22 protein-coding genes are annotated in these 19,086 nt (G+C 44.8%); 12 read left to right on the top strand and 10 right to left on the bottom strand.

What is annotated here, in order from left to right; translation table 11 throughout:
- Positions 1-4: 4 nt before the first annotated feature.
- From ACERC7_RS06495 to comGG, 10 genes are all read left to right on the top strand, one after another.
- The gene (locus ACERC7_RS06495) at positions 5-172 is read left to right on the top strand and encodes a hypothetical protein (protein ID WP_373666467.1); all 168 of its coding nucleotides are present in this window, start codon (positions 5-7) and stop codon (positions 170-172) included.
- A 3-nt stretch (positions 173-175) separates the two neighbouring features.
- A complete protein-coding gene (locus ACERC7_RS06490) occupies positions 176-475 on the top strand; it encodes a hypothetical protein (RefSeq protein ID WP_018368763.1) in 300 nt (99 codons plus the stop codon).
- Between the two features lie 2 nt (positions 476-477).
- Positions 478-822 carry a phage holin gene (locus ACERC7_RS06485; protein ID WP_373666466.1) on the top strand — a complete coding sequence of 115 codons (345 nt, stop codon included), beginning with the start codon at positions 478-480 and terminating at the stop codon, positions 820-822.
- Entirely contained in the window at positions 812-2,251 is a 1,440-nt protein-coding gene (locus tag ACERC7_RS06480; protein ID WP_373666465.1) for a peptidoglycan amidohydrolase family protein, read from the top strand. The genes ACERC7_RS06485 and ACERC7_RS06480 overlap by 11 nt, the downstream gene beginning before the upstream one ends.
- Before the next feature lie 155 nt (positions 2,252-2,406).
- Positions 2,407-2,595 (top strand): Paratox, encoded by a 189-nt coding sequence (locus ACERC7_RS06475; protein WP_373666464.1) that lies wholly within the window; start codon positions 2,407-2,409, stop codon positions 2,593-2,595.
- 20 nt (positions 2,596-2,615) lie between these two features.
- Positions 2,616-2,879 carry a competence type IV pilus major pilin ComGC gene (gene comGC / locus ACERC7_RS06470; RefSeq protein ID WP_373666463.1) on the top strand — a complete coding sequence of 88 codons (264 nt, stop codon included), beginning with the start codon at positions 2,616-2,618 and terminating at the stop codon, positions 2,877-2,879.
- Positions 2,880-2,916: 37 nt separating this feature from the next.
- On the top strand, positions 2,917-3,282 hold the full coding sequence (comGD, locus tag ACERC7_RS06465; protein ID WP_373658657.1) for a competence type IV pilus minor pilin ComGD: 366 nt from the start codon (positions 2,917-2,919) through the stop codon (positions 3,280-3,282).
- Positions 3,239-3,529, top strand: coding sequence for a competence type IV pilus minor pilin ComGE (gene comGE, locus ACERC7_RS06460; protein WP_373658658.1), 291 nt, complete (start codon positions 3,239-3,241; stop codon positions 3,527-3,529). The genes comGD and comGE overlap by 44 nt, the downstream gene beginning before the upstream one ends.
- On the top strand, positions 3,516-3,950 hold the full coding sequence (gene comGF / locus ACERC7_RS06455; RefSeq protein WP_373666462.1) for a competence type IV pilus minor pilin ComGF: 435 nt from the start codon (positions 3,516-3,518) through the stop codon (positions 3,948-3,950). The genes comGE and comGF overlap by 14 nt, the downstream gene beginning before the upstream one ends.
- A complete protein-coding gene (gene comGG / locus ACERC7_RS06450) occupies positions 3,928-4,377 on the top strand; it encodes a competence type IV pilus minor pilin ComGG (protein ID WP_373666461.1) in 450 nt (149 codons plus the stop codon). Before comGF ends, comGG begins: the two co-directional genes overlap by 23 nt.
- Before the next feature lie 2 nt (positions 4,378-4,379).
- Here comGG and tkt read toward each other — a convergent pair whose 3' ends face one another.
- The 10 genes from tkt to ACERC7_RS06400 form a co-directional block, all read right to left on the bottom strand.
- On the bottom strand, positions 4,380-6,356 hold the full coding sequence (gene tkt, locus ACERC7_RS06445; protein ID WP_373666460.1) for a transketolase: 1,977 nt from the start codon (positions 6,354-6,356) through the stop codon (positions 4,380-4,382).
- Positions 6,357-6,482: 126 nt separating this feature from the next.
- A complete protein-coding gene (gene ulaG, locus ACERC7_RS06440; protein WP_373666459.1) occupies positions 6,483-7,574 on the bottom strand; it encodes an L-ascorbate 6-phosphate lactonase in 1,092 nt (363 codons plus the stop codon).
- Positions 7,575-7,727: 153 nt separating this feature from the next.
- A complete protein-coding gene (locus tag ACERC7_RS06435; RefSeq protein ID WP_373666458.1) occupies positions 7,728-9,389 on the bottom strand; it encodes a transcription antiterminator in 1,662 nt (553 codons plus the stop codon).
- Positions 9,390-9,609: 220 nt separating this feature from the next.
- Positions 9,610-10,323, bottom strand: coding sequence for an L-ribulose-5-phosphate 4-epimerase (locus tag ACERC7_RS06430; RefSeq protein ID WP_373666457.1), 714 nt, complete (start codon positions 10,321-10,323; stop codon positions 9,610-9,612).
- Positions 10,323-11,186, bottom strand: a complete 864-nt coding sequence (locus ACERC7_RS06425; protein ID WP_373666456.1) for an L-ribulose-5-phosphate 3-epimerase — start codon at positions 11,184-11,186, stop codon at positions 10,323-10,325. Before ACERC7_RS06425 ends, ACERC7_RS06430 begins: the two co-directional genes overlap by 1 nt.
- 2 nt (positions 11,187-11,188) lie before the next feature.
- The gene (locus ACERC7_RS06420; RefSeq protein ID WP_373666455.1) at positions 11,189-11,854 is read right to left on the bottom strand and encodes a 3-keto-L-gulonate-6-phosphate decarboxylase UlaD; all 666 of its coding nucleotides are present in this window, start codon (positions 11,852-11,854) and stop codon (positions 11,189-11,191) included.
- Between the two features lie 216 nt (positions 11,855-12,070).
- Positions 12,071-12,556, bottom strand: a complete 486-nt coding sequence (locus ACERC7_RS06415) for a PTS sugar transporter subunit IIA (RefSeq protein ID WP_373666454.1) — start codon at positions 12,554-12,556, stop codon at positions 12,071-12,073.
- Positions 12,557-12,625: 69 nt separating this feature from the next.
- Entirely contained in the window at positions 12,626-12,907 is a 282-nt protein-coding gene (locus tag ACERC7_RS06410; protein WP_373666453.1) for a PTS sugar transporter subunit IIB, read from the bottom strand.
- Positions 12,908-12,957: 50 nt separating this feature from the next.
- A complete protein-coding gene (locus tag ACERC7_RS06405; protein WP_373666452.1) occupies positions 12,958-14,424 on the bottom strand; it encodes a PTS ascorbate transporter subunit IIC in 1,467 nt (488 codons plus the stop codon).
- Positions 14,425-14,597: 173 nt separating this feature from the next.
- The gene (locus tag ACERC7_RS06400; protein WP_373666451.1) at positions 14,598-16,778 is read right to left on the bottom strand and encodes an LTA synthase family protein; all 2,181 of its coding nucleotides are present in this window, start codon (positions 16,776-16,778) and stop codon (positions 14,598-14,600) included.
- A 181-nt stretch (positions 16,779-16,959) separates the two neighbouring features.
- On the opposite strand from ACERC7_RS06400, the gene ACERC7_RS06395 reads away from it, so the two are divergent.
- Together ACERC7_RS06395 and ACERC7_RS06390 are read left to right on the top strand one after the other, a co-directional pair.
- A complete protein-coding gene (locus tag ACERC7_RS06395; protein ID WP_373658663.1) occupies positions 16,960-18,123 on the top strand; it encodes a class I SAM-dependent rRNA methyltransferase in 1,164 nt (387 codons plus the stop codon).
- The gene (locus ACERC7_RS06390) at positions 18,120-18,800 is read left to right on the top strand and encodes a type I 3-dehydroquinate dehydratase (protein WP_373666450.1); all 681 of its coding nucleotides are present in this window, start codon (positions 18,120-18,122) and stop codon (positions 18,798-18,800) included. Before ACERC7_RS06395 ends, ACERC7_RS06390 begins: the two co-directional genes overlap by 4 nt.
- The last annotated feature ends 286 nt before the right edge of the window (positions 18,801-19,086 follow it).

Genomic DNA, 19,086 nt, shown 5'->3' with positions numbered 1-19,086 from the left:
CAACATGATGGTAATGTTAATGGCGATGAATATTGTAGATGAGCACTTTGATTTTTCTTTCAAGGATGTGCCAAAGATTTTCAAAAAGCGTGTTAAGGCACAGCCGGAGTTGATGGGGCATCCAGAGCTTGCAGATGAAAAAGTTGTCAACTACACGCCGAAAGGGGAGTAGGCTATGCCTATTGAACAAGTGGAGAGAATAGCTCAGTCACAGTTTGTCTGGGCTATTCTTTTTATTCTTCTGTTTGGAGCGGTGGTTCGCTATCTGGTTCGTACATCGGATAAAAGGGAGAGAAAGTTGACAGACTTTTTTGAGCAATCACGAACCGAGGCTAATCAGCGTGAAGAACGCTTAATGGACCATTTGGATCAGACGACGGTGGAGCTGAAGGGGATTTCGCAAACTGTCGGAGAGGTTCAAAAAGAGTTAGTCCGTATGAATGACCGTATGGATGAAATTGAGAAAGGACGATAAATATGCAAGATATTCAGACAATTCTACTGACAGCATTCCTGTCCATCGTGACAGCTTTAGTCGGGGTAGCTGTTCAGTCGGTTAAGAAATACCTTATTGCCAAAGGAGGCGAAAAGGCTGTTAAAATTGTTGAGATTTTGGCAAAGAATGCAGTGAATGCCGTTGAGCAGATTGCGGCGGAGAATGGTTGGAAAGGTGCTGATAAATTGCAGGCTGCTAAAGTAGCTGTCAGTGATGAACTGTCCAAGCACAATATCTATATGACTGACAAGCAACTTGATGTCTTTATTGAAGCTGCCGTAAAACAGATGCACGATAATTGGAGAGGTGGTCATCATGGGAATTAACATTGAAACAGCCATCAGCTGGATGTCGGCACGAGCTGGCAAGGTAACTTATTCTATGGACTATCGTAACGGTCCAGGGTCTTACGATTGCTCTAGCTCTGTCTACTACGCTCTGATGAGCGCAGGAGCTATCTCTGCTGGCTGGGCAGTCAATACGGAGTATCAACACGACTGGTTGCTCAAGAATGGCTACAAGCTGATTGCGGAAAACACAACCTTTGATGCCCGACGAGGTGATGTCTTTGTCTGGGGCAGGCGCGGTCAGTCGTCAGGCAGCTTCGGGCATACGGGGATTTTCATTGACGGAGACAACATCATTCATTGTAATTACGCTAATAACGGTATTAGTATCAATGAGCATGACGTGACGTGGGCTTACGCTGGACGACCTTACTATTATATCTATCGCTTGACAAATCACCCCTCAACCAGCACCACAGGAAAAAGTCTGGAAACGCTGGTACAGGAAACATTGGCTGGGTTACATGGCAACGGAGACACCCGCAAGGCTAGTCTGGGCGGTCAATACGAGGCTGTTATGGCAGTTATCAATGGCAAAGCTACGGCACCTAAAAAGACTGTTGACCAACTGGCTCAAGAAGTGATCCAGGGGGAACATGGCAACGGTGAAGACCGTAAAAAATCCCTTGGTTCTGACTATGACGCAGTCCAAAAACGGGTCACAGAAATCTTGAAAAACGGCACATCGTCAGAAGCCCCTAAACAGCCCTCTAAGCCGTCCAAGGTTGGGGTGGCACAATCAGCCGCAGATACCAAAACAGGACAAACTGGGGCAACTGGACAAGCGACAGCCACCAAAGAGGCAGGAGATTTGTCTTTCAATGGAGCAGTCCTGAAAAAGTCTGTCCTAGATGTTATCCTAAAAAAGTGTCAGGAATACAATATTCTACCTAGCTACGCTATTACATGCTTACACTTTGAGGGCCTTTGGGGCACCTCGGCGGTAGGCAAAGCTGACAACAACTGGGGAGGCATGACCTGGACTGGTCAAGGTAACCGCCCAAGCGGTGTGGCCGTGACTCAAGGCTCACCCCGTCCATCAAATGAGGGTGGCCACTATATGCGGTATGCCTCTGTAGAGGACTTCTTGACAGACTGGTTCTATCTGCTACGCTCAGGCGGTAGCTACAAGGTCAGCGGTGCCAAGACATTCTCTGAGGCAGTCAAAGGCATGTTCAAAGTTGGCGGTGCAGTCTATGACTACGCTGCTAGTGGCTATGATAGCTACATTGTAGGGATGGCAAGCCGTTTCAAAGCCATTGAGGCTGAAAATGGTAGCTTGACCAAGTATGACCTTATCCCTGACACCCCTAGCAGTTTGCAACCTGACAAAATCAACATCACCATTGAGGGGATTGAAATCTCAATCAATGGTGTCACTTATGAACTGACTAAAAAGCCAGTTTAAGCACTAGATACGATAAGATGATTAAAGCCCTTTGGAGAGGNCCATTATTGACAAAATGCCCATTTTGCTAATAATTGTGTCAGGTTTTGATTTTTTTATTGTCAAAATCGCCTTTTTGTCAATAATTGCGAATAGTTAGGTAAGGAGGACATCAGATGTTGTGTTATGAAGAACTAAGGGAAGCTGTGGATAACGGCTATATTATAGGAGACACGCTCAACGTGGTAAGAAAGAACGGCAAGGTCTTTGATTATGCCCTGCCCGGCGAACCAGTCAGACCGTGGGAGATCGTGACGGTAGAGTCGTTGATTGATATTATGACTGAACTATCTAATTATCAATAATTTTAGTATCTTTGATTGAAATGCTTATTGTTTTGCTTATTGTGAGCGTATTACTGCTTCTTTTTGTGCCTAACCTCAGCAAGCAAAAAGAAAAAATCGAAGCATCTGGGGGACGTGCGCTCGTTAAGGTTGTTGAAAGTCAGGCTGAAATGTATGAAATGGGCTCTGCTAATAAGGCTAGCTTATCAGCTTTAGTCGCAGAAGAATTTATCACTCAGGATCAGGCGGACAACTATGTTAAATATGTGTCAGAACATCAAGTGGCTCAAAACGTGCCGAACTAAAGGATTTACTCTTCTTGAAAGTTTACTGGTCCTGTTTATGATTAGTTTATTGGTGCTTAGCCTATCAGGCGCGGTCAATCAGACCTTTCAAGCAGTGCAGACAAAATTATTTTTTATGCATTTTGAGCATCTTTATCAGGATAGCCAACAGCTGAGCCTGAGTCAGCAAGCTACGGTTCAGTTAAACTTAAGTGGTCGACAAATCACCAATGGCTATCAAACCTTATCGTTACCTGAGGAAGTGACCTTGGTCACGGAGCGGCAAATTGAATTTTCGACAGCGGGTGGAAACTCGTCTCTAGCGAAAATAGTTTTTCAAACAAAACAGCAGCAGGTGACCTATCAACTGTATATAGGGAGTGGTAAATATAAAAAAACAATTACAAGCTTACATTCTCCTTGAGAGCTTAATAGCACTCGGGGTGTTGGTTACAATCGCTAGTCTTATTGTCGGTCAGCTGGGGCAGCATCAGGCTGCGGTTGCCCAACGTCTACACCAACAAGAGGTACTAAATGTCGCTACTATGGCTGTCCAGACAGGACAATCCAGTTTAAGCTTGAATGGCATCAGTGTACAGGTGTCACGAACGAGCAGTAGTATTACCGTTTATAGTGAGGGCAAGGAGGTGATGAGTCTTGCTAAAAACTAGGGTTAAAGGGTTTACGCTTTTAGAGTGTTTAATCGCTTTATTAGTGATTGCAGGGAGTTTATCCGTTTATCAGGGATTGACCAAATTGCTAAGCAGTCACACCAGCTACTTAACCGTCAATCATCAGGACAATTGGCTTCTCTTTTGCCAGCACTTGCGTGTAGAATGGCAAGGTGCAACTTTTGATAAGCTGGAAGGCAACCGACTTTATCTGACTAAGGAGGGGCAAGCGCTTAGTTTTGGAAAATTTCGCTCAGACGATTTTCGGAAAAGCAACGCCGACGGTCGGGGTTATCAGCCCATGCTCTTTGGTGTCAGCTCGGCAGACTTCAGTCAGTCAGGAGAAGTCGTCACTTTGCAGGTGACTTTTGATACGGGCTTAGAAAGGACCTTTGTTTATGCTTTTGACAAAACGCCTTAAAGCTGGCATTTTGCTTTACGCTCTCTTTATGGCCGCTGTCTTTGCCTTGTTGTTACAGTTTTACATCAACCGTGTGCAGGTCACTGCTCAACTGCAGTCCCAGCAATACCAGCAAGCACAAGCCAGCTTAATGGCAGAGCTGACCAAGGAATTGGCAGATAAAGCCTCGGGCTCTTACCAGTTTGCTCAAGGGAGTACCAGCTACACTCATCAGAATAATTACCTCGTTGTTAGTGTCAATCTATCTCAAGGGAATACCTATCATTACCGATTTTTCAAACTAGAGTTGCCAGACAAAAAAGATAACAAAGAAACCCCTAAAGAAAATGATAAAGAGACACCTGCTGTTCTCAACGACTCAGACCAAAGTATTGACAAAGTAGAATCAATAAAAGAAACAGAAGTTGACGCGTCAACTTCTGTTTAAGTCTATTTTAGCTCTGCAATGGTTTTAAGGACATGTTCAACGGTAAAGCCGTAGTTGTCGATAACCGTTTGAGCTGGCGCTGAGGCACCAAATTTATCGATACCGATGACTGCGCCATCTAAGCCGACATATTTGTACCAGCCTTGGGTAGCTGCCATCTCGATCGCCACACGGCGGCGAATGGCGTTTGGCAGGACAGATTCTTTATAGGCAGCATCTTGAGCATCAAAGAGTTCGGTCGATGGTACGGATACCACACGCACCTTGCCACCTTCTTCCGCCAAGACCTTGGCAGCTTTGACCGCCAGATTGACCTCTGAACCAGAAGCTATTAAGATCGTATCAAAGTCACTGCCTGTCTCATAAACCACATACGCTCCTTTAGACACTTTGCCAAAGTCTGTGCCCTCTTCCACGGTCAAGTTTTGACGGGTCAAGACAAGGGCAGTCGGTGTCTTGGTGCTGGTAAGAGCATGGTGCCAAGCCGCCTGCGTCTCACGGGCATCTGCTGGACGAAGCACAGTCAGGTTTGGCATGGCACGCAGACCTGCCAAGTGCTCAATCGGCTCATGGGTTGGACCATCTTCGCCGACAGCAATCGAGTCGTGTGTAAAAACATAGGTCACTGGCAATTCTTGGATAGCAGACAGGCGGATAGCAGCCTTGACATAATCAGAGAAGACAAAGAAGGTACCACCGTAGACCCGCAGACCGCCATGAAGCGCCATACCGTTCAAGATCGTTCCCATAGCAAACTCACGCACCCCAAACTGAATGTTGCGGTTGAGCGGATGGTTCTTATCCTGCAAACCGTCTGCCTTGATATAGGTCATGTTGGAATGTGCCAAGTCAGCTGAACCACCGAGGAAGGTTGGCAAGACCGCAGCTGCGGCGTTGAGAGCATCTTGTGATGAGTTACGAGTGGCTTGAGAGAAGCCGTTCTCATAGACAGGGAAGTCTTTTTCTGTGATAGTCACAGGCGCTTGACCTGCGACAATCGCATCAATCTCTGCTGCTACTTCTGGGTAGGCTGCCTTGTAGTCTGCAACCAATTTTTCCCAAGCGTCATAAGCCGCTTGACCACGATCAGCGACATTGGTCTTGAAGTCCGCATAGACATCTGCTGGCACTTCAAATGGTGCATAGTTCCAGCCAAGGTTAGCACGGGTCGCAGCCGTTTCATCTGCCCCTAGAGGTGCACCATGGACAGCATTGGTGCCACCCTTGGTTGGCGCGCCATGACCGATAATGGTCTTCACCTCGATCAGAGATGGCTTGCCTGCTGTTTTTGCTTGGTCAATAGCAGAGCCGATCGCTGCGAGGTCTGTACCGTCTTCGACGAGAGCTGTATGCCAGCCATAAGCCTCATAACGGGCACGGATATTTTCAGAAAAGGCATCCTTGGTCTCACCGTCCAAGCAGATGTCGTTGGAATCATAGAGGACAATCAGCTTGTCCAAGCCTTGGTGACCAGCATAAGATGCTGCCTCAGCCGACACCCCTTCCATGAAGTCGCCATCACCAGCGATGACATAGGTATAGTGGTCAAAGAGAGGGAAGCCATCTTTGTTGTACTTAGCAGCAAGGAAACGCTCCGCTTGAGCAAAACCAACCGCTGTCGAAATCCCTTGACCAAGAGGCCCAGAGGTGGCATCGACACCTGTGGTATGAGTGACTTCTGGGTGACCAGGGGTCTTTGAGCCCCACTGACGGAAGTTTTGCAGCTCTTCGATAGACAAGTCTGCATAGCCTGACAAGTGCAAGAGCGCATATAACAGCATAGAGCCATGGCCAGCTGATAAAACAAAGCGGTCACGGTTGATCCAGTTTGGCTGGTTTGGTGTGATGCGCAGGTGCTGGGTAAAGAGGCTGTAAGCCATCGGTGCCGCCCCCATCACTACTCCAGGGTGACCAGAGTTGGCCTTGTTAATGGCATCAATACCTAAAAAACGAATCGCATTGACTGATTGAATTGACATAGATTCCTCCCTTTGTCTGTTTGAAAACGTGTACTTAACTATTATACCATAATTTCAGAAACTATCTGCATTTTTTGGAAAAAATACCCGCACATGGGGGGTATGGCGGGTATGCGATGTTTCAGATTACAGTAGCGCCTTGAATTGAATATTTGAATCGTGCTCAAAGACATCATCAAAGCCGCGTGGGTGATGGTACTCCATCCGATCTTTGTCCATCGGATAAGTGTACTTGCCACCAACTTCCCAGATGAAGGGATGGAAGTCATACTGGAGACGCTCCTTGCGCATCTTCCAGAGCTGGAGAATCTCATCCGTTGACGCCATAAAGTTAGACCAGATGTCGTAGTGGACAGGGATGATCACCTTGGCACGCAAATTTTCCGCCATGCGAAGCAAATCAATAGAGGTCATCTTGTCTTGGATACCGATTGGGTTGTCACCGTAGTTGTTGATAGCAACATCAATATTGAAGTCACGTCCGTGCTTAGCAAAGTAGTTGGAGAAGTGAGAATCTGCCCCGTGGTAAATCGTCCCACCTGGTGTTTCAAACACATAATTGACTGCCTTGCGAGCCATGAGCTCATCCGTCACTGGTAAACCAGCTAAACTGCCGCCATTTTCCTCATAGCCCTCGATTGGCAAGGTTACTAAGCAGGTCCGGTCAAAGGATTCAACAGCATGTACCTTGATATCCTTAAACTCAAAACTATTGCCCGGTGCGATACGGATGATACGGTCAGCTGGCACCCCCCATTTTTCCCAGATGTCGCCTGACTCAACAGGACCGACAAACTTCACATGAGACAAATTTGGGTTATTGAGAATGGCAGCGGCTGTGTTGATGTCCATGTGGTCAGAGTGGACGTGTGACACCAAGTAGTAGTCTAACTCATTGATAGCAAATGGGTCAATGACCATCGGCTGCACCCGCAGGTTTGGCTGGAGCTTACGGACACCCGCCATATTGGCCATCTGGTGCCCCCAGACCATGTCTTTCACTTTCTTGGTGGATTTACCACGAGAAGACCAAAGATCCATGACGATATTGGCTCCACCTGGGGTCTTGATCCAGACACCGCAGTTGCCCAGCCACCACATAGCAAAGTTGCCTTCTGGAACGACTTCTTCTTCAATTTCTTCATTTAGCCAAGTGCCCCATTCTGGGAAGGTGCTGAGAATCCATGATTCTCTGGTAATATCTTGTACGTTAGCCATGCGGCCATCCTCCTGTAAACGTTTTTTTCTTATCACAAGACCAGTATATCCCAAATCTGACCACTAAAAAAGACCAAGTCTTACACAGGTTAGTGTTCAAGATTGGTCTGACATTAAAAATACTCGCCGAAAGATGAGGCGAGTGCTAATCAATTATGGTTGTTCTTGACCAAGAACGAGTATGGACAACAGCTCTTGGTGAAGGAGTTTTTCAATTTTATTTCGAAGAATGTAGATTGTGTCGTCATCTTTAATATATTGACGGATTTGTCTCTCTAGTTCTTGGCTTAAATCACTTTGTTGAAGACCTCTGTTTTGACCGACAAAGCGTAGGATACGCACAATATCATCGTGAGTCAGAATAGGATTAACAACAAGTGTTGGTATAGGGGAGTCTTCTATTGGTACTGTGGTAATAGCAACTTTCCCAGCTAATAGATCAGCGACACTTGCAAACTGCTCTGAGGTGAAAACCGCTTCGATAAGACTTGTCTTTAGATAGCGTTGGCATTGGCTGAGAAATAACTTTTGTACACCAATACCGTCATCACAGACTAGGATAACATTTTCATTTTCTACTTGTTTTTTTCGTAATGAACCACCTAAATGGATAGTGAGGTAGGCGATGTCTTCATCTTGTAAGACCAATTGCCAAGCATCCTCCAAGAGTTTAGCGCAAGTTTTAGTTCGATAAAAGAGCTCTGTGTATTTGGAGATGATATGCTCTGTCAAAGGATTGTTAGACAAGATGCCATAAACTTTCCGATAAATCAACGCTTTACAATGGGTCAACAGTTGCCGTTCAAGGTCTTGACGGTGATAAAAATTCATCTGGTAATTGTCTTCGAAGCAAGAGAGAAATTTATCAATATCTTCACGCATCTGTTGATAATCTTGACTTTCTAAATGGGTATCATTATCTTTTCGATAAGACAGGAGTAGTGTCGCAATCAAACAGATTTCGATATCGTCTAATACCACTTTGAACTGTATATTGAGATTAGTTGCCATATCTTTAGCGATTTGGTATTCCTTGCGCTGTCTTGCAAGATAGAATTCAGCAAGTGCAACTTTCTTTTCCTCTGTGGTTAGCTGGGCATGACGATAGCACGATAATAAGTAAGGAAGGAGATGAAGCATGAGTTCTCCCTCTTGACTATTGAGCGTTTTCCCAAGCTTTGTTTTGGCAAAAATCAGTTCCTCTTGAAAAAAATTCAAAATATCGGTGGAATAGAGGCAATCAGTTTGCGTAGTAAAAATTTTTTCCTGGATTAATTGGATAAAATTATCATTGCCGCTGGTATAAATCTCATAAAGCAATCTATAAAGGTAACGAATCTTGACCAAAAACGGACCAGTGAGATAATAACCTTTGCTTCTATTGACATCCAAAGCAAGTAAATTGTTGTTCAATTGCTCCCTGACTAGATTCAAGTCATTGAGGGTGGTATTGCGGGAAACACCTGTTAAATGCATCAAGTTCTCAATTGTTATTTTATCTTGTCTGACAGCTATAGCAATCATTATAAGTTGAAGGCGTTCTGTAATCCCTAAAACATAGCTATAATCATCTAGTCCATCCAAGAGTGTTGCACAGGCTTTCTTTTGTTCATCTGTTAGTAAAATTCCTACGCGTGCGTAAGAGATAATCGCCGGTATTCCATCGGGGAGCGCATCGTTAATTTTATCCAGATGGTAGTAGATTTTTCGTCGGGACTGATTAAGCTTTTTCGAGATGGTCATAACCGTCTCAGGCTCATCTAATTTTAAGAGATAAAACAGTAATTCATAGCTCTTCTTGTCTAAAATAATCATGTCAGTCCTCTCTAGTTTTTTATCTATTTTAACATAAATTCAATATAAATGTCTTAAAACCAGAATATAATAATATAACTTTTGTTTGAAATCTAATCCGATCCAATTATGCGTTTTGACAGTTTTGAAGCGACTAAACTATAATAGCCTAAGAGTGTGAAACAGACCATCAGACTCGTATAGAGAGTGTGGCGGTCTATACCAGATTCTTTTTGTGATTTTAACGATCACCTTTTTGGCCATAATAGGCATTTGGTCCATGTTTACGCAGGTAGTGCTTGTCCATAATGTACTGCGGCGCTGGCTCTACCTTTGAATTGATTTGTTCGGTATAGCGGTTCATGCGAGCCACTTCTTCCAAGACCACGCTGTGGTAGACCGCTTGAGTAGGGTCTTTCCCCCAAGTGAATGGGCCATGATTGCGCACCACGATTCCTGGTATCGCCACAGGGTCAATGCCGCGACGGGCAAACTCTTCCACGATGACGGTCCCTGTCTCTTTTTCATAGGCAGTATTCACTTCATCTGCGGTCAGCGAGCGAGCACAAGGGACTGGACCGTAGAAGTAGTCCGCATGGGTCGTGCCATAGAAAGGAATGTCCCGTCCTGCCTGCGCCCAACCAACCGCTTCGGTCGAATGCGTATGCACCACCGCATGGACAGTTGGCCAGGCCTTATAGAGCTCCACATGGGTATTGAGGTCGGATGACGGATTGAGATCTCCCTCCACCACATGACCGTCAAGGTCGGTCACGACCATGTTTTCAGGCGTTAGTTTGTCATAGTCCACACCAGATGGCTTGATGACGATTCGTCCCAGATCACGGCAAACTTCTGAGACATTGCCCCAGGTAAACTTGACCAAGCCGTATTTTGGCAGGTCTTTGTTAGCAGCGCACACGCGCTCCCGCATCTCTTGTAAATCTTTTGGCATTAGCGTAACCCTGCTTTCTCTAGCAACGGATAGAGGAAATCTTGGGCTTCTTTGATGGCAGCCTTGGTTTCTTCTACCGTTTCACAGTTTTCTGACCACATTTCAATTAAAAATGGGCCTTGGTAATTGGTTTTCTTAAGGACAGCAAACATGTTTTCCCAGTCCACACAGCCCTGTCCAAATGGCACATCGCGGAACTGCCCCTTGCAGGTCTCTGTAACTGGATAGGTGTCCTTCAAATGAAGAGCAGCAATAGAGCGGTGTCCTAGATAAAATTCGCTCCAGATGTCATTGTGCCAAGCAGACACATTCCCCGTGTCAGGATAGACAAAAAGGTACGGGGAGTTAATTTCTTGTTCAATCGCCTGATACTTCTGAATCGAATTGATAAACGGATCATCCATAATCTCGATGGCCAAGATAACCTGAGCCTGCTCAGCCCAGTCACAGGACTTTCTGAGGTTTTTGATAAAGCGCTCACGGGTTTCAGGTGATTTTTCCTCGTAGTAGACATCGTAGCCCGCCAGTTGGATGACGCGAACCCCCAAATCTTGAGCCAGCTCGATGCATTTTTTCATGGCAGACAAGGCTTCTGCTTCCAGCTCAGGATTGTTAGAACCCAGCGGATAACGGCGATGCCCTGAGAAGCAGATGGTCGGAATCCGAACACCCGTCTCATAGACGGCTTTTACAAGCTCTAATCGCTCTTCCTTGGTCCAGTCCAGTCGCGCCCAACGCGCGTCAGACTCATCGACCGACATCTCCACAAAATCAAAGCCTAGTTCTTTTGCAAATTGCAGGCGTTCCAACCACGTAAAGTGCTTGGGGGTCGCCTTTTCATAAATTCCTATCGGACGTGTCATCTTTACCCCCAAATACGACGAATTTCATCTTTGAACTCACGCGCTGCAGCGGCAGGATTGTCCGCCTCGGTGATCCCACGACCAGCGATAAAGGTGTAAACAGCCACTCCCTCGAAGAGTTTGAGGGTATCAACATCCAAACCACCTGTCACAGACACACGGAAGCCCATGTCAATCAGTTTTTTCACCTTGTTGAGGTCTTTTTCACCCCACGTTTCACCAGCCAGAAGGGCGTCGCGTGACTGGTGATAGATGGCTTGAGAAATACCTGCATCCAGCCAGAGTTGCGCTTGCTCAAACGTCCAATCGCCGTAAAGCTCAATTTGGATTTCCCCGCGCTCACCGTTGACCTCCTGAATGGCTTTCAGAGCTGCTTCCATAGTTGGAATGGTTGCTGAACAGATACAGGTCATCCAGTCTGCTCCACGCACCGCATTGTTTTTGGCAATAGTCCCACCAGCATCCGCACACTTGGTGTCCGCCACGATAATCTTGTCAGGGAAAAGGTTGCGCAACACCTCTACCAACTCGCTTCCTACTTGCAACAAGCAGACAGTCCCTGCCTCAATAATGTCCACCTCATGGCCGACAGATACTGCCGCCTTAATGGCTCCCTTGAGGTCAGAATGGTCGAGGGCAACTTGTAAATTTGGAATGTGTTTTGACATACTTGTCTCCTTTTCTTTTTGGAACATAGCAGCGCTACATCCCTTTTCACTTCTATTATAAAACGGTTACAGTGTTCAAAAACAGACCAAATAAAACACAGGGATGTGTTCAAGATTGGGTGGTTTTTAAGAATAGAAAGAGAGCAGGACAACTGATGACTCACGACTTGGTTTATATATAAAATAAAAAACACCCTTTCGGGTGCACGGGTTAATTTAAGCTTCCAGGTCTAAACCTTCCAAATAAGGACTGTTCTTGGATTCTTCCACCATGGCTAAGACCTCTTCTGGGCTTTGGCAAGCAACCAGACGCTCAATCGAATTCTCCAACTCAAAAAGGGCGATGATTTGCGGGATGGCCACTGAGGTATGGATGGCCGCACTGGTTGCTGCTAGAACCAAGAGAACACTAACTTCCTTGCCGTCAGAGAAAGTAACTGGCTCAGTTAGTGTAATGAGGGAGAAGGAATCGCGGTTGACTCCGACACTAGCTTGCGCATGAGGCATGGCCATACCCGGCATGAGGATATAATAAGGACCATATTCTTCTGTTGATGTGATGATGGCCTCGTAATAATCACGTGTCACCGCCCCACTATCAATCAATGGTTGGACAGCCAACTCTACTGCTTCCTGCCAAGAATGAGCAATTAAACCGAGGCGAATGGAGTTGTTTTCTTTAAATGCTTTGGTTAAATTCATAAATATTCCTTCTATCTCGTACAATAATTCTATATAAAAGGAGCTGGTTTCCCAGCCCCTGATACCTTATTATTTCAGGGCATCTTCCAACTTAGCTGTAATTTCTTTGTCATCCATGAGATTATCAAGACCGACCAATTTCCCATTAGTACGTCCATCCAATTCTTTAATCAGGTGCTCCGAAGCAATAACAATATCATAACCTACTGCTAAGCCCTTAGCCTCTCCAACACTGCATGAGTTAACCGTAAAGGTCGATTGACCAAGTTTACGGAGAGCATTCTCAACCTTCATTTTAATAACCATTGATGACCCCATACCGTTACCACACGCTGCTAACACTTTAAGCATAATTGTAAATCCTTTCGTTTATTAAGTTTATTTTACCACAAAATGTAAATTTAGTTTTCCTCTTGCACCTCACCGTTGTAGTAAGCCTCTTTGTTGGCTGCTTTAGCAAATTGCAGTTGTGGAATAGCCAGCAAGAACAAGCAAACCAGAGCGTAGCCAGCGATACCCAAGTGTTTGAACGTCAGAGCAAATGGCAACCAAGGGATAACAAAGTCAATATTACCATGATAGCCACCGTATGAGGCCAGACTAAGAAGGGCAACAGCTACCGCACCAAGAGCCACTTGCAGAACACCTGATAAGAAGGATAGAATAACAGCTGCTTTCCAGCCACCACGTTTATCAGCGTAAACCGCTATGGCTGCATTATCAAAGAAAACAGGAACGAAACCAGTAATGATGAGAACTGGGTTCTTAAAAATAATTAGAAGTACAATGGTAATCAACTGACCAATCAAACCTGAAACAAAACCAAAGAGCACTGCGCTTGATGAGCCAAAACCATAGGATGCCGCAACGTCTACTGCTGGGAAAGAACCTGGCAAGAGCTTGCTAGAAATGCCTTGGAAAGCATTAGTCAACTCCGCCACGAACATTCGTACTCCCTGCATCAATATGAAGAGATAAACAGAGAAAGTAAACGCTACTTGGATAACATACATGAAGAAGGCTTGCTTTGTTGGATCATAGAGTGTTCCTGAGGTAATGACGTCTTTATTGGCCATCACATCTGGACCAAGAACAAAGAGAATCGCGCCGAAGAAAACTAGCATGAGTGTTGCAGATGCTACTACAGTATCGTGGAAGATGTTTAGAAACTCTGGCAATTTGAGGTTGTCTAAGTTTTCTTCTTTTTTACCGAGTTTAGGAGATACTTTGTCCACAAACCAGAGAGCAAATTGCTGTTGATGCCCAATGGCAAAGCCCCCACCTCCTGTCAAACGTTGAGTTGCTTCAACAGTCATATTTGAGCTAACAGCCCAGTAGGATCCACAGACAACACCAACCAAAATCGTTGCCAAACCCTTGTTTTCACCCACAAAGTCACTCATCATGAGAATCACAATCAAGGATACGGTTGTTGCCTGTTGAACCATGATATGACCTGTGATGAATAAGGTACGAATCTTAGTAATTTTCCGTAGAGCAACGAGGGCAATGTTAAGGAAGAAGCCGATTAGCAGGGCGGATGTTGCCAAACCAGCAAAGGTAGAGAATTTTTCGTTAATCATACCGTTGACTGCCGCTAGACCGAAGTAAGGGTCAATCACAGCCGCACCAATGTTGAATTTAAAATTAAGTGCTGCTAAAATTGGACGGAAAGTGGTTACCAAGCCACCGGCTGCAACGTTTAAAATCATGTAGCCAACGGTTGCTTTAACGAAGCCAGCGAAAACCTCATGGAAAGGTTTTTTCAAGAGCAGGTAGCCTATAAAAACCAGTAAGCCAACAAAGAAGGCTGGTTGCTGCAAGATATTCTGCGAAAACCATTGAAGGGGTGCAAGGAGTTGTTCCATTTTTCAACCTCTTTCTATAATATTGATAAAGAATTGTTACAGTTTCATTATAGCTTATGTAAGCGTAAACAGAAAGACCAAGAAATACACAGATATCTGTTCAAATATAGACTGTCCGAAAAAAAAGAAAAGACTCCGAACAAAAAATGTCCAAGAGTCATGCCTCAAGTCATCTAATCAGAAGGTGTTGAACTGCTTTCTGACGTTTCGGCGTCACTGGCTTTAGTGGTTGGTTCTGGCGGAGGTGGTGGATTTAATTCCAAATAAGTTGGAGCTTGGAAGAGGCTTTGCGTTGATTTCTGACCTAACTGGCTGTAGAGGCTCTTCGATTGTTTCCCCAGCTCTTGCTCGATAGCAATCAAGCGCTCGAAACTGTCGATGTAGGAAATAGCGGAAATATCCACTTTTGGTAAATCATTTCCTGTATAAAAACGCAACAAATCACCTGTCTGTACCTTGTCACTCATGCTTAATTGTTGCTTAGCCGCATCGCGAATCTCCTGAACGCGCACGGAAGTAGTGTCGTCAGGATTGGTGATTTCTTCACCGGTCTCTGTTTTATAAATTTTACCAGCGTAGCTCGTGTAATCAGGTGCAATCACATGGTTAGATGTCCTGAAGGCAACAATCTGCTGGTTGTCTTTAGAGAGCAGGTCTTGTCCAAGCTGGATAAAGGCTTGGTTATCAATGCCCATCAGGTGCATCAAGGTCGGCAGTGCGTCAACTTCCCCACCGAAAGTCTGGCTAATAAAGCCCTTATCCATGCTAGGAATGTGAATCATGAACGGGACACGTTGCAGCATGGCATTATCATAATCTGTCCAGGTCTCAGGGTTCTTACCAATGAGGCTAGCTAGTTCCGTGTTGCGTGAATTTGAAATACCGTAGTGATCCCCGTACATCACGATAATCGATTTGTCATAGAGTCCTGAAGCCTTGAGGTAATCAAAGAAGGCCTTGATTGACGCATCGAGGTAGTTAGCTGTCGCAAAGTAACCATTGATGGTGTCGTCTTTTGTTTTGGCTAAAGGAAATCCAAGCTCATCTCCTGAGAGGTTTTGATAAGGGTAATGATTGGATACAGTAATAAATTTGGTGTAGAACGGTTGTTGAAGCCGTTCTAAGTATTTAATGGAATCTGCAAACATGACCTTGTCATTGAGACCGTATTGGAAGGAATTTTCCTGGGTTGCCTTGGACATGTAGGATTGGTCAAACCAATAATCGTAACCCCACTGTTTATACACACTGTTGCGGTTCCAAAATGTACCGATATTACCATGAAACACGGCGCTGGTATAATTGCCCAGTTCCCCTAAAATATGAGGGGCAGCCTGCTGGGTATTGTCGCCACCGTATTGGACAAAGTAAGAACCCTGATTTAGCCCGAACAGAGATAACTCCATTAGGGTCTCAGAATCAGAGGTTTTACCAGCCTTAACCTGATGGAAAAAATTAGCAAAGGAGAAGGTTTGCTGGTCATGATAGAGGCTGTTGAGAAAGGGAGCAACTTCGTGTTCAACACCGTCAATAGGTAGTTTGTAATCAATCAAAAACTGCTGGAAACTCTCCAGATGAAGGACGATGACATTTTTGCCTTTAGCCAGCCCAAAGTAGTCAGGGTTTGGTTTTACCTGATGTTGTGCCACATAGTCAGCCACTATAGCCATGTCTGCTGGATCAGCTTCTGATCGGATTTTTTGCGTCTTGTAGGTTTGATTCCCATCGTAACCGAGGAAGGCAGGCAGTCCTAAGGCCCTAACCACATAGGTGTTGGAAAAGCCACGACTGAGCAGTTCTGGTCGGTCGATTTCCGCTAAAAAGAGATTGATGGAAAATAGCAGAGCAGAAAAAGAGGTCACTGCTATGGCCAGACGATTGGTCAAGGGTCTAGAATCTAGTGGAAATATTTTCTTGCGCCAAGCGTAAACGAGGAAAAATACATCAAGCAAATAGATAATGTCCCAAGGCCTAAATAGATTAAGTGCGGCATCGCCCAGCCCTGCAGATACCTTGCTGGTTGCTAGCATCGTTGTAATCGTGATAAAGTCTGAGAATTCCCTGAAATAAATAGCGTTTGCGACCAGTAACAGATTGAGCAAACCATAAAGCCCTAACAGGGTTCCGTAGAATGCCTTGGTCTGTTTAACATAGAGTGCTATTCCAAGAATTAGCAATGACAAAGGAATAGGGTTGATGAGGGTTAAAAAAAGCTGATAGGGATTTTCTAAACCCAAATGAAAGTCAATATGATAAGCCCACATGCTTTTTAGCCAATAAAACCCAATCAGTACCGCCAGAAATCCCAGACGAAAGCTCAAGGTATGATAGAACTTTTGACGTAATGTTTTCAAATAAGAGCCCCCTTACTTAACATAATCATGAGTCAGAACCACAAGGACTGCAAATGAGCACATTTGGCCTGTCCTTACTAAAGTTTTTCAATCTTACCCAATTATACCATAAAAAAACCTTGTCTGCTTGTCGTGGTCAATGCCATTGGTAAAAATGTCGCTTTTCTGGTACAATGGTTTTATGTTTAAACTGTTTGTCAGCCCTAGTGCTGAAAAGAAAATATTGTCAGGTGTACAAGTCTTAGAGGGACAAGATTTGTTGACCGCAGATTTGCCAGAGGGTCTAGTGACTCTCTACAGTAATCGCGAGAAAAAGTTAGCAAGCGCTTATCTGTCACCACAACAGCGGGGGATTGGCTGGGTATTGCCACAAGCGCCTGTTCAGCTTGATAAAGCTTATTTTGTGTCCCTGTTTGAGGCAGCAAAGGTTAAACGACAAGTCCTTGAGCATTCTAACTTGACAACAGCCTATCGTTTGTTTAACCAAGATGGGGATTGCTTTGGGGGTCTAACGATTGATCGTTACGGTGACTATGCTCTTTTTTCTTGGTACAATTCCTTTGTTTATAGCTTAAAAAATGTGATTGTGTCGGCTTTTCTTGAGGTCTTTCCAGACATGATTGGAGGCTACGAAAAATGTCGCTTCCAAGGGGCAAGCCACATTTCAGCACATATCTACGGTCAGGAAGCACCAGAACAATTTACGATACTGGAAAATGGTGTCAGCTATAACGTGTTTTTAAACGATGGTTTGATGACGGGGATTTTTCTCGACCAGCATGAGGTTCGAGGAGCTCTTGTAGATGGCTTGGCAGCGGGCAAATCAGTGATCAATATGTTTTCCTATACGGCTGCTTTTTCTGTTGCGGCAGCGATTGGCGGGGCTAGTGAAACGACGTCTGTTGATTTAGCCAAACGTAGTCGCGAGCTATCGGCGGCTCATTTTACGGCGAATGGCTTAGCACTCAGTCCACACCGCTTTATTGTGATGGATGTTTTTGACTACTGTCGTTATGCTAAGAAAAAAGGGCTGAGCTATGATATGATCATTCTTGACCCGCCGAGTTTTGCTCGAAATAAAAAACAAACCTTTTCAGTAGCTAAAGATTATCATAAATTGATGGCTCAGGCGGTTGAGCTTTTAGCAGATGGCGGTCTTATTATTGCTTCGACAAATGCCAGCAACCTAAGTCTCCGCCAGTTCCGCCAGCAGATTCACCAAGGTATGGGGAGACTGGCTTATCGTGAAATCAGTCGTTATCAACTGCCAAGTGATTTTACGGTTAATCCAGTAGATGCTCGTAGCAACTACCTAAAAGTTATCATCATGGAGGTCATTAAGTGAATATTCTTGTGCCGATTATGCCCAAATCCTTTGAAGAAGCAATGGCGCTTGAGCTCAGTCATTATGAGGGAACAACGCTTATTGAGTGGCGAGCAGACATGTTGCCTCCAGAAGAGATTTTAACAGTTGCTCCAGTTATATTTGAACGATTTTCAGGCTATGAAATAATCTTCAGTTTAGGCCATCAGAAAAAAGATAGCCAGCAATGGTTACCTGATGAGGTGTATGTGGATTTGATTAAGCAAGTCCAAGAGCTCTATCAGCCTGACTATATTGAAGTGCCTTACAAGGAGCGACAAGCTATTTTTGATCAGTTGCTGACCTTTTCAAATCTTATTCTCTCTCATTACGATACTGAAAAAGTTCCTGACAATATCATGGAAATTTATTCAGAACTAACTGCCCTATCACCTCGCGTGGTTAAACTGGTATTAACTCCACAGACAGAGCAAGATGTGCTTGACATGATGAATTACACTCGAGGCTTTAAATCTCTTCACCCAGACCAGACTTACATGACCATTGCCTCAGGAAAGCTGGGTCAGGTCACGCGTTTTTTTGGTGACTTATTTGGCAGTGACTGGACAATCGCCACTGTTGGTGAAGAATCATCAAGTCAACTCAGCTTGTCTGATATGAAGCAAATATTGAGTCTTTTAGAAAAAACCAGTGGATAGCTAGGCAGGTGAAATATCTCGCCTGATAATTTTCTGAAAAGTCATGAAAACTTGAGGATGTCGCACCGGGTGTAGGTACCGCGTCCACCTTACTTAAACCAATTTGGCGGGTCTCTCTGGTGAAAAGAGCAGGACAAACGCATGAAGAAACCATCGTTTTCAACATCTTTCACAGACTACTTTCCCTCTTTTTAGCTATAATAGTTAGAGGAGGAGTTTTTATGCCAGAGATTGTCAAGTTCTTAATGTCTGTTCACGACCTGCGTGACCATCGCAAAGTCCATCA

Source organism: Streptococcus sp. E17BB (assembly GCF_041807725.1).
Taxonomy (GTDB): domain Bacteria; phylum Bacillota; class Bacilli; order Lactobacillales; family Streptococcaceae; genus Streptococcus; species Streptococcus entericus.
Note: the sequence above shows the minus strand (reverse complement) of the source record. Positions and strands in the feature narration are given on the sequence as shown.